This window comes from Brevundimonas sp. (genome assembly GCF_044239655.1).
Classification (GTDB): domain Bacteria; phylum Pseudomonadota; class Alphaproteobacteria; order Caulobacterales; family Caulobacteraceae; genus Brevundimonas.
Genome location: NZ_JBIIAY010000113.1, coordinates 1 through 9,990, shown reverse-complemented (window position 1 = coordinate 9,990; position 9,990 = coordinate 1). Strand labels below are relative to the sequence as shown.

At 65.4% G+C, this 9,990-nt stretch carries 12 protein-coding genes and 1 tRNA gene; 9 read left to right on the top strand and 4 right to left on the bottom strand.

Features of this window, described 5'->3' with window-relative positions; all coding sequences use genetic code 11:
- The first annotated feature begins 186 nt into the window (after positions 1-186).
- From ACILQR_RS13415 to ACILQR_RS13400, 4 genes are all read left to right on the top strand, one after another.
- Positions 187-1,854 (top strand): M28 family metallopeptidase, encoded by a 1,668-nt coding sequence (locus tag ACILQR_RS13415; protein WP_395651899.1) that lies wholly within the window; start codon positions 187-189, stop codon positions 1,852-1,854.
- 157 nt (positions 1,855-2,011) lie between these two features.
- Entirely contained in the window at positions 2,012-2,827 is an 816-nt protein-coding gene (locus ACILQR_RS13410) for a methyltransferase domain-containing protein (protein ID WP_395651898.1), read from the top strand.
- Positions 2,828-2,882: 55 nt separating this feature from the next.
- Entirely contained in the window at positions 2,883-4,481 is a 1,599-nt protein-coding gene (locus ACILQR_RS13405; RefSeq protein ID WP_395651897.1) for a M28 family peptidase, read from the top strand.
- A gap of 50 nt (positions 4,482-4,531) precedes the next feature.
- Positions 4,532-5,017, top strand: coding sequence for a hypothetical protein (locus ACILQR_RS13400; RefSeq protein ID WP_395651896.1), 486 nt, complete (start codon positions 4,532-4,534; stop codon positions 5,015-5,017).
- Positions 5,018-5,023: 6 nt separating this feature from the next.
- Here the strand turns inward: ACILQR_RS13400 and ychF are convergent, their stop codons facing one another.
- From ychF to ACILQR_RS13380, 4 genes are read right to left on the bottom strand one after another with little or no spacing between them, the layout of a single operon-like run.
- Complete coding sequence (gene ychF, locus ACILQR_RS13395) at positions 5,024-6,118, bottom strand: redox-regulated ATPase YchF (RefSeq protein WP_395651895.1); 1,095 nt, start codon at positions 6,116-6,118, stop codon at positions 5,024-5,026.
- 36 nt (positions 6,119-6,154) lie between these two features.
- On the bottom strand, positions 6,155-6,556 hold the full coding sequence (locus ACILQR_RS13390; RefSeq protein WP_395651900.1) for a PIN domain-containing protein: 402 nt from the start codon (positions 6,554-6,556) through the stop codon (positions 6,155-6,157).
- Entirely contained in the window at positions 6,471-6,875 is a 405-nt protein-coding gene (locus tag ACILQR_RS13385) for a hypothetical protein (RefSeq protein WP_395651901.1), read from the bottom strand. The genes ACILQR_RS13390 and ACILQR_RS13385 overlap by 86 nt, the downstream gene beginning before the upstream one ends.
- A 42-nt stretch (positions 6,876-6,917) precedes the next feature.
- Entirely contained in the window at positions 6,918-7,397 is a 480-nt protein-coding gene (locus tag ACILQR_RS13380; protein WP_395651894.1) for a copper chaperone PCu(A)C, read from the bottom strand.
- A gap of 233 nt (positions 7,398-7,630) precedes the next feature.
- Here ACILQR_RS13380 and ACILQR_RS13375 point away from each other — a divergent pair.
- The 5 genes from ACILQR_RS13375 to rplA all read left to right on the top strand — a co-directional run.
- Positions 7,631-7,706, top strand: a tRNA-Trp gene (locus tag ACILQR_RS13375).
- Positions 7,707-7,777: 71 nt separating this feature from the next.
- The gene (secE, locus tag ACILQR_RS13370; RefSeq protein WP_395651893.1) at positions 7,778-8,098 is read left to right on the top strand and encodes a preprotein translocase subunit SecE; all 321 of its coding nucleotides are present in this window, start codon (positions 7,778-7,780) and stop codon (positions 8,096-8,098) included.
- A 17-nt stretch (positions 8,099-8,115) separates the two neighbouring features.
- The gene (nusG, locus tag ACILQR_RS13365; protein WP_271144968.1) at positions 8,116-8,688 is read left to right on the top strand and encodes a transcription termination/antitermination protein NusG; all 573 of its coding nucleotides are present in this window, start codon (positions 8,116-8,118) and stop codon (positions 8,686-8,688) included.
- A gap of 287 nt (positions 8,689-8,975) precedes the next feature.
- A complete protein-coding gene (gene rplK, locus ACILQR_RS13360; protein WP_395651892.1) occupies positions 8,976-9,407 on the top strand; it encodes a 50S ribosomal protein L11 in 432 nt (143 codons plus the stop codon).
- Positions 9,408-9,410: 3 nt separating this feature from the next.
- On the top strand, positions 9,411-9,990 hold a 580-nt coding region (gene rplA / locus ACILQR_RS13355), incomplete at its 3' end, for a 50S ribosomal protein L1 (protein WP_395651891.1).

Genomic DNA, 9,990 nt, shown 5'->3' with positions numbered 1-9,990 from the left:
ACCAGGTCTCACCGGTTGCCACCGAACCCCTCACCCTTTCGCGCAAGACCGATCGCCTGGCGGCTCTCGGGCGCTCAAGCCCTCTCCCGATGGGAGAGGGGCCACCGCGGTGTGGGAAGGAAGGGTCGTGACGGGACGTCGCTCGAGCATTAGGGTCGCTCCACCCCCCGTCCGAGTGGAGTTCCCATGCGCCTGTCCCTGTCGTTCGCCGCCCTCCTGACCGCCACTGCCCTGTCGTCCATGGCGTTCGCCCAGACCGACCCCGGCTTCGATCCCGCGCGCCTGTCCGAACACATCCGCATCCTGTCCGACGACAGCTATGAGGGCCGCGGCATCGCGACCCCGGCCGAGGCGAAGACGGTCAAGTATCTGAGCGAACAGTATGCGGCGGCGGGTTTTCAGCCCGGCGGCGACCTCCAGCCGGACGGTTCGCGTCTGTGGACGCAGGGCGTGACCCTGAACCGGTTCGCCGTCACCAACCTGGAAGCCGGACTGAAGGTCGGCGACTGGACCCTGCCGCTGGCGCAGGGCGAGCAGATCGTGGCTTCGACGCGCCTGCCGAACCCGTCCGGCCACGTCATGCTGACGAACGCGCCCCTGGTCTTCGTCGGCTATGGCATCACCGCGCCCGAGCGGAACTGGAATGACTTCAAGGGCATGGATCTGAAGGGCAAGATCCTGGTGGTGCTGATCAACGACGCCGATTTCGAGGATGCGTCGCTCGACACCTTCAACGGCAAGGCCATGACCTACTACGGTCGCTGGACCTACAAGTACGAGGAGGCGGCGCGTCAGGGGGCGGCGGGCGTCCTGATCGTGCATGAGGACGCGCCGGCGTCGTACGGCTGGGCGACGGTGCGCAACTCCTGGACCCAGCCCCAGTTCGACATCGAGCGTGCCGACCCGTCCGCCGCCCGCGTCCCGATGGAGGCCTGGATCCAGCGCGATATCGCCGTCCAGCTGTTCCAGCACGCAGGCCTGGATTTCGAGGCCCTGAAACGCCAGGCCCGCAGCCGTGACTTCCAGCCGGTCGAGCTGCCCGGTGCCGCCTTCAGCGGGATGTTCGACCTGGATCAGACCTCGATCCAGAGCCACAACGTCGTCGCCCGCCTGGAGGGGACCACTCACCCCGACGAGACCCTGCTGTATACCGCCCACTGGGACCACATCGGCATCGGCCAGCCCGATGCGAACGGTGACGCCATCTTCAACGGTGCGGTCGACAACGCCTCGGGCACGGCGGGCCTGCTGGAACTGGCCCGCGTCTACGCCGCCGCCCCGCGCACCCAGCGCTCGATCGTGATGCTCAGCTTCACCGCCGAGGAAAGCGGCCTGCTGGGCTCGGAATACTATGCGGCCAACCCGCTGTATCCCCTGGCCACCACGGTCGGCGGCTTCAACATGGACTCGGCCAATGTCTATGGCCGCACCACGGCGATGAGCGTGATCGGTGCCGGTCAGTCCGACTTCGACGAGCGGATCACCGCGGCCGCCGCCGCCCAGGGCCGGGTGATCGAGCCCGACGCCAATACCCAGGCCGGCTACTATTTCCGCTCCGACCACTTCCCCCTGGCCAAGCAGGGCGTGCCGATGGCCTATGCCGAGAGCGGCGGCGACTTCCGCGACGAGCCGATCGCGGCCCGGATCGCGGCGCGCGACGAGTACACCGACCGACGCTACCATCAGGCCGACGACGAATGGTCCGCCGAATGGGACTACGGCGGCCAGATCGAGGACCTGTCGGTCTATTATTCCATCGGTCGGGCCCTGGCCGACAGCCGCGACTGGCCCCAGTGGAAGCCCGCGTCCGAGTTCGGCCCTGCCCGCGCAAAATCGGCCGACCAGAGAGAGTAGGTGTCAGTCGGCACGTTAACGATACTCAGATGCCCGCCCTCTGAGTTGTAGCAACGTGATGCTGGCTCGGTCTGGCCAAACGGTGGAGGCACCGCTATGCCCTCGTTATGCACGAGCCTGGCTCATCGACGAGCCGGCGCTAATAGAGGATCATCGGATGAGCGCCGATATCGCCGAGACCGGCCTTAGCCCGTTCGAAGTCTCCGCCCCGGTGCGGACGTATGACCAGTCGATGCTGAATATCAATGTCGGCTGCGGCTACGACCATCGGCCCGGTTATATCAATGTGGATATGGACCCCGCGTGCGATCCCGACCTGTTATTGGCCACGCCGGCCGACCTGCTGACCCTGGGTCTTGGTCGGTTCGAGAATATCCTGGCCAAGGACGTGCTTGAGCATATTGAACGCCCCCATGTTCAGGGGGCGGTGCTCGATTGGGCCGCCCTGCTGAAGGACGGCGGCACATTACTTGTGCAGACCTCCAGCATTGAGGGACTGCTGAATATGATCGGTGGGTCAGACAACTTTGAAGACCAGTTCAACTGGATGGCCCTACTGTTTGGCAATCAGGTCCACGCGGGAGACTTTCACCACTCGGGGTTTACCCGCCTGACCCTGACTGCCGCCCTGCAGGCGGCCGGGTTCGAGGTCACGCAGCCATTCGTAATGATCGACGGTTGGATGTGGCGCGTCTCTGCTGAAAAGCGGCGGGACTGGACGTCCTGCATAAACCAGGATGACGTGCCAGGCTCGATCGAGGCCGCGTACACCTGGGCCTTTGAACGGCCCGCCGATCCCGACGGAATGACGTACTATACAGCCTTGGCGGCGGAGCAGGGGTTGTACAACGCAGTCCGCCAGATCTTTGCAAGTCCTGAACATCTCTACAAAGTCGGGGCCAAACTTCCTAAAGTCGTGCCCTATACGCCGGACCAGTTCACTCAAGTGACGATGACTGAGTCCCCCATCTGACGCTGTGCCGGCCTGTATCGATCGGCAGCCCAGTTCCTAGACACAGAGATTTCGGATGAAGCGTTTCCTCACTTTCGGCACCGCGGTCGCCATATCCGTGGTGCTTGTCGGCAGCGTTCAGGCCCAGGACTTCTCGGCCGACCGCCTGTCCGACCACATCAAATACCTGGCCGACGACAGTCTGGAGGGGCGGTTCCCGGGCAAGGTCGGGGAGAAGATGACGCTGGACTATCTCCAGGCCCAGTACGAGGCGATGGGGCTGGAGCCGGGCGGGCCGGACGGTCAGTGGCTGCAACCCGTCGAACTCCTGCGCCTGACCCCCACCCGCCCGCCGGTCGTCACCTGGACCGGCCGCGAGGGCGTCGCCCACACCATCGAGACCGGAATGGCGCTGCGGGCCGGGGCCGGTGACGGCCTGGTCAAGCTCGATAATGTCCCCATGGTCTTCGCCGGCTACGGCGTCGTGGCCCCCGAACGGAACTGGGACGACTACGGCGACATCGACCTGACCGGCAAGCTGGTCGTGGTCCTCGGGGGCCAGCCCGAGGCCTTCGGTGCCGATCCCAACTTCTACGGCTCGGGCACCCACAAGACCAATGAGGCGCTCAAGCGTGGCGCCGTCGGCATCATCACCCTGTATCCCGTGACCGGCGGGCGGGGGATGCGCGGCGGCAACCGCCCGCGCATGACCCTGGTGGGAGCCAACGAGACCGCCTTCCAGGGCGTCATGACCATGGATATCGCCGGCCCCATGGCGGTCGAACAGGGCGGTGACATGGAGGCCCTGGTCGCCATGGCCAAACAGGGCGGTGCCTTCAAGGCCCACGACAGCGGCATCACGATCAGCCTCGACATCGCCGAGACCGCCGAGGTCATCCACTCCAACAATCTGCTGGCAAGGATCACCGGCTCCGAACGGCCGGACGAGGTCCTGGTCTATTCCGCCCACTGGGATCATGTCGGCACGGCCGCCGATCCCGACGCCAACGGCGACCGCATCTTCAACGGTGCCTGGGACAATGCGTCGGGGACCTCGGGCGTGCTGGAGATGGCGCGCGCCTTCAAGGCCGGCCCGCCGCCCGAACGCACCGTCGTCTTCCTGCACGTGACGGCCGAGGAACAGGGGCTGCTGGGCTCGGAATGGTACGGGGCCCACCCGGTCTATCCGCTGGAAAGGACGGCCGCCGACATCAACATCGACATGCTGCCCTTCACCCCCGCGACCCGCTCGATCGCCCTGTTCGGCATCGGCAAGTCCATGCTTGAGGACGATCTGGCCCGTCTGGCGGCGGCGGCTGGACGGGACGGCGGGGTGGTCGGCGACGGCGAGCCGGAACAGGGGTTCTATTACCGCTCCGACCACTTCAACTTCGCGGTCGGCGGGGTGCCGGCCCTGATGCCCTGGACCGGCGTCGATTTCGTCGAGGGTGGCGAGGCCGTTGGCCGGCCCTACTATCAGGCCCAGATGGCCCAGTATTACCACAAGCTCGATGATGAATGGCGGGCCGACTACGACTTCACCGCCGCCATCCAGAATCTGACCCTGCTGTATCGCCTGGGTCAGGAGGTCGCCAACGAGACCGCCTGGCCGCAGTGGAAGCCCGGCTCGGAGTTCGCCGCCCTGCGCAAGGAAAGCGACGCCGCGCGGCAGTAGGGACCGGTCTTTCGGACTGAACAAGCGCGAGGGTCAGGCGTTACAGCAGGATGCGCCGCCTGCTCCTTTTCACCGCCATCCTGACCCTCGCCGCCTGCGGGCGGGCCGAGGTCAATCCACCGACGGAACCCGCCGCGCCGCTGCGTGACGAAGACCGTATCGCGCCCAAGGCCACGGGCTCGTCAGACACCCGCCCACCGGGCACCGGTCCGGCCAGTTTCGTCGGCCGCTGGGCCGCCGACGTCGCCTGGTGCGCCGCGCCACAGGGCGATCGCCGCCCGATCGAGATCACGCCCGTTCGCTTCGAGGGCTACGAGAACAGCTGCCACATCGCCTCGATCGACGAGACGGCCAACGGATATCAGGCCGCGCTGCAATGCCAGTCTGAAGGCGAGACCCGCAACGAGCGGGTGCAGATGACCGTCGTCGGCGACATCCTCGCCCTGACCTGGCTGGATCGCGGCGACACCACTATCAAGCTGCACAAATGCACGACCCTGGGCGAGGTCGCCCAGGTCGCGCCGCCGCCGACGTGACGCGCGTTAGCTGAACAGGAAGTTCATCACGTCGCCGTCCTTGACGACATAGGCCTTGCCCTCGGCGCGCAGCTTGCCGGCCTCGCGGGCCTTGGCCTCGCCCTTGAAGGCGACATAGTCCTGGTAGGCGACGGTCTCGGCCCGGATGAAGCCCTTTTCGAAGTCGGTGTGAATGACGCCGGCGGCCTGGGGCGCGGTGTCGCCGACGTGGATGGTCCAGGCACGGGCCTCCTTGGGACCGACTGTGAAATAGGATTGCAGACCCAGCAGGCTATAGGCCTCGCGGATCAGGCGGTTCAGGCCGGGCTCGGCCAGGCCCAGGCTCTCCAGGAACTCGGCCTGTTCCGCAGGCTCCAGCACGGCCAGTTCGGAATCGATCTTGGCCGAGATGACGACCGACTTGGCGTTGTCGGCCGCGGCACGTTTGGCGACCAGGTCGGACAGTTCATTGCCCTTGTCAGCCGAGCCTTCGTCGACGTTCGACACATAGAGAGCGGGCAGGGAGGTCAGCAGTTGCAGCATGTGCCAGGCCTTCTCGTCCTCCTTGCTGACCTCGACCACGCGGGCGGGCTTGCCGGCCCGCAGCGGGACCAGGGCGGCATTGATCAGCTTCAGCGTGAGCGCGGCCTCCTTGTCGCCGCCCTTGGCCTTCTTCTCGACGTTCGTGACCCGTTTCTCGAGGCTTTCGAGGTCGGCCAGCATCAGCTCGGTCTCGATGATCTCGAGGTCCGAGATTGGGTCGATGCGGTTCTCGACATGGGTGATGTCGTCATCGACGAAGCAGCGCGCGACGAAGGCCACGGCGTCGCAGTCGCGGATGTTGGCCAGGAACTGGTTGCCCAGCCCCTCGCCCTTGGACGCGCCGCGCACCAGGCCAGCGATGTCCACGAAGGTGATGCGCGAGGGGATAATCTCCTTCGACCCGGCGATCTCGGCCAGAACGTCCAGACGCGGCTCCGGCACCGCCACGTCGCCCGTGTTCGGCTCGATGGTGCAGAATGGATAGTTGGCCGCCTGGGCCGCCGCCGTCTTGGTCAGGGCATTGAACAGGGTGGACTTGCCGACATTGGGCAGGCCGACGATCGCGACTTTCAGAGCCATGGAATCTTCGTTGTCTTGAGCCGCGCGAGGGGCGCGCTAGCGAGGGAGGGCGCGACCTAGCACGTCTGCGGGGTCATGGCGAAAGGGGTTGATGGCCGTGACCCCACCATAGACCTGGCCGTCGTTCAGGTCCTCGGAGAGAAAGTAGTCGCAAGCTGCGGCGTTGGCGGAGGCCAGAAGCAGGGCATCCCACCACTGAACGCGGTATCGGTCCTGAAGCGCCCATGCCTGTTCCTGCCTCTCAGGGGTTGGCGGCGGGGCAGTGCAGAAGCGATGATACTGTCTAAGATGATCGCGAATTCCGGCTCTCGCAGTCACGAAGGCGGGCCGGCGCCAGACGACCGAATGCATCTCATTCAGAACCTGTACGCTCAGCACCATCGTGCTGGAATTCGTCACGGCCCTCAGCCACGTGTCGCAGGTCGTGCCCTTCGTCAGCTCCGTCGGGTCCAGCGGATACAGCAGGGTGGTCGAATCTACGAAAACGCTCATCGTATCCTTCGTCGATCATCTCGCGATATGTTTGGGTCCGCGCAGGGTGGACGACACCGGCCAGCCGATCCTGTTCAAACTGAGCGCGTAGCTCGGCGTGAAACCGCTCGATCCGGTCACTGGCAGCGGCCTGCTCGCGCTGTCGTTTATGGCGCTCCGCCACTTGGTCCGCCATCCATCGCGACACGCTGACGCCCGCTGCCCCCGCCTGGGCCCGGACCCAGGCCAAGTCTGCCTCAGCCATGCTGATGGTGACGTTTTTCATCACACGAAGTTCGTGTTTCACGAACTTCGTGTCAAGCCTCGGTCAGGGCTTGGGCTGACGCACCGGGGCCTCAACCGTCATGGCGGGCGTGGCCGAAAAGGTCAGGGTCAGCGGCACGGCGGTGCCCTCGGTCAGCGGCGCGGTCAGGCCCATGAGCATCAGATGCTTGCCACCGGGGGCCAGCACGACCTCCTGGTCCGGCGCGAGCGGCAGGCCATCGGCCATCTCGCTCATCTTCATCATGCCGCCGTCCATCGTCATGTCGTGGATCATGGCGTTGCTGGCCAGGGGCGTGGCCACGCCCGTGACGCGGTTGGCGACGTTGGATTCGATCGTCAGGTAACAGGCCCCCGCCTGGGCCCCGTTCGGCGTGGGCCGGCACCAGGGATCGCTGATCTCGACCACGGCCTTGACCCCGTCCTTCTCCATCGTGGAGGTGGTCGAGGCCTCGTTGCCGCCCTTGCAACCGGCGACGGCGGCGAGCGACAGGAGGGCGAACAGGGGAAGGGCTGCGATCTTCATGGCGACTTCCATAGGCCAACCCGACGCCGATGAACAATGACCCTCGGTGCCCTGCGGCGTGACGGGCCACATGGGCGCTTGAAACGCAGGGCGTTGTTCGGCATAAGGCCCGCCCTATCCCTGAAAACGGAAACTGTTCAACGGCCCGCGACGGCTCCCCGGAGCTTGATCGCAAACACTCCCGAAATGGAGTAGGCTCAGAACCGTCGAAGTCTTCAGCGGCTTAGGACTGAAGGAGTTTAGCTCAGCTGGTAGAGCACCGGTCTCCAAAACCGGGGGTCGTGGGTTCGAATCCCCCAACTCCTGCCATTTTACCCCTGTCGCCTCATGGTGGGACTTCCCATCTGGGGCGGCAGGCATAATCGTTTGAAGAGACCCCCATGGCCAAGGCCAAGACTCCCGGCGGCCAAAAGCCCACCGTTCGCGGCTTCCGCCCCGGTCGAGGCCCTGCGGCCGTGCCTGCGGCCCAGACGACGGTGACGGTCGACCCGGCCGCGCCGCCCAAGAAGAAGACCTCGATCCCGCAGTTCTTCAGCCAGGTCCGCGCCGAGGGCCGCAAGATCGTCTGGCCGAGCCGCAAGGAGACCTGGATCACCTCGGTGATGGTCTTCATCATGGTGGCGATCGCCACCCTGTTTTTCTGGATTGTCGATTTCGTCCTGGCGTGGGGCTCGCGCCTCGTGCTGGCGATCGGCGGCTGACTTCTAAGGACCCGCGCATGACCGATGCAGCGCCCAAGACCGCCAACCCGCGGCACAAGTGGTATATCGTCCACGCCTATTCGAACTTCGAGAAGAAGGTCGCCCAGCACATCACCGACCAGGCCAAGCAGCGCGGCCTGGACCAGCATTTCTCGGAAATCCTGGTGCCGACCGAGGACGTGATCGAGATCCGTCGCGGCCGCAAGGTGAACTCCGAGCGCAAATTCTTCCCCGGCTATGTGCTGGTGAAGATGGAGATGACCGACGAGGCCTATCACCTGGTCAAGGACACGCCCAAGGTCACGGGCTTCCTGGGCGCGGCAGGCGGCACCAAGCCCCTGCCGGTCAGTGAGCGCGAAGTTCAGGCCATCATCGGTGCCGTGGAAGAGGGCGTCGAACGTCCCAAGCCCACCATCCGCTTCGACATCGGCGAGACCGTCAAGGTCATCGACGGACCCTTCGCCAGCTTCGACGGCCAGGTGGAAAGCGTCGACGAGGACAACGCCCGCCTGCGCGTGGCCGTGTCCATCTTCGGCCGTCCGACGCCGGTGGATCTGGAATACAGCCAGGTCGAGAAGGCCGCAGCTTAAGGCCCTACGGTTTTTCCCCCCCCCTCGGGGGAGGGCAGATCGCGAAGCGATCGGGTGGGGGCGCTCGGCAAATCAGCGCCGTATCGCCTTGCCCTCCCCACCCGGTCTCCGCTGCGCTTCGACCACCCTCCCCCGAGGGGAGGGAGAACGCATTGCCTCGAATACGCGCCTCTGCTACACGCGCGCCTCCTTCGCCTTCGGGCGCAGGCAAATCCGTGGGAGGCAGCCATGCCCGACCACGGCTCACCGGCCCCGATTAGGTTCGGGGTCATTCACAGGAGAGACCAATGGCCAAGAAGATCCTCGGCTATATCAAGCTGCAGGTTAAGGCGGGTTCCGCCACGCCTTCCCCCCCGATCGGGCCCGCACTGGGTCAACGCGGCGTGAACATCATGGGCTTCGTCAAGGAGTTCAACGCGCGCACCGAGAAGGAAGTGAAGGGCACCCCCCTGCCGACCGTCATCACGGTCTATCAGGACAAGAGCTTCACCTTCATCACCAAGACCCCGCCCGCGACCCACTACATCAAGCAGGCCGCCGGCATCGAATCCGCTTCGAAGCTGCCGGGCCGTGAAGTCGCCGGCAAGATCACCCGCACCCAGCTGCGTGAGATCGCCGAAAAGAAGATGAAGGATCTGAACGCCAACGACCTCGACGCGGCGACGAAGATCATCGAAGGCTCGGCTCGCGCCATGGGCCTGAACGTGGTGGAGGCTTAAACCATGGCCAAGCAAACCAAGGCTCACAAGGCCCGCACCGGCGACACCCTGGCCCTGATGGCCTTCTCGGACGCCATCAAGTCGGTCAAGGACAACGCCAAGGCCAAGTTCGACGAATCCATCGAGATCGCCGTCAACCTGGGCGTCGACCCCCGTCACGCCGACCAGCAGGTCCGTGGCGTGGTCAACCTGCCGTCGGGCACCGGTCGTGACGTTCGCGTCGCCGTCTTCGCGAAGGACGCCAAGGCTGCCGAGGCCCTGGCCGCCGGCGCCGACATCGTGGGTGCCGAGGATCTGTACGAAAAGATCAACGGCGGCTTCATGGACTTCGACCGCGTCATCGCGTCCCCGGACATGATGGCCCTGGTCGGTCGTCTGGGTAAGGTTCTGGGCCCGCGCGGCCTGATGCCGAACCCCAAGGTCGGCACCGTGACCCCGAACGTCGCGCAAGCGGTCAAGGACGCCAAGGGCGGCGCGGTCGAGTTCCGCGTCGAAAAGGCCGGTATCGCTCATGGCGGCATCGGCAAGGTCTCCTTCACCCAGGAAGCCCTCGAAGCCAACGTGAAGGCCTATGTGGACGCGC

Excerpts from the sequence above, each read along its gene's own strand:
- ACILQR_RS13415 (WP_395651899.1), top strand. The coding sequence starts at position 187 with ATGCGCCTGTCCCTGTCGTTCGCCGCCCTCCTGACCGCCACTGCCCTG.
- ACILQR_RS13410 (WP_395651898.1), top strand. The coding sequence starts at position 2,012 with ATGAGCGCCGATATCGCCGAGACCGGCCTTAGCCCGTTCGAAGTCTCC.
- ACILQR_RS13405 (WP_395651897.1), top strand. The coding sequence starts at position 2,883 with ATGAAGCGTTTCCTCACTTTCGGCACCGCGGTCGCCATATCCGTGGTG.
- ACILQR_RS13400 (WP_395651896.1), top strand. The coding sequence starts at position 4,532 with ATGCGCCGCCTGCTCCTTTTCACCGCCATCCTGACCCTCGCCGCCTGC.
- ychF (WP_395651895.1), bottom strand. The coding sequence starts at position 6,118 with ATGGCTCTGAAAGTCGCGATCGTCGGCCTGCCCAATGTCGGCAAGTCC.
- ACILQR_RS13385 (WP_395651901.1), bottom strand. The coding sequence starts at position 6,875 with ATGAAAAACGTCACCATCAGCATGGCTGAGGCAGACTTGGCCTGGGTC.
- ACILQR_RS13380 (WP_395651894.1), bottom strand. The coding sequence starts at position 7,397 with ATGAAGATCGCAGCCCTTCCCCTGTTCGCCCTCCTGTCGCTCGCCGCC.
- secE (WP_395651893.1), top strand. The coding sequence starts at position 7,778 with ATGGCCAAGGCCAAGACTCCCGGCGGCCAAAAGCCCACCGTTCGCGGC.
- nusG (WP_271144968.1), top strand. The coding sequence starts at position 8,116 with ATGACCGATGCAGCGCCCAAGACCGCCAACCCGCGGCACAAGTGGTAT.
- rplK (WP_395651892.1), top strand. The coding sequence starts at position 8,976 with ATGGCCAAGAAGATCCTCGGCTATATCAAGCTGCAGGTTAAGGCGGGT.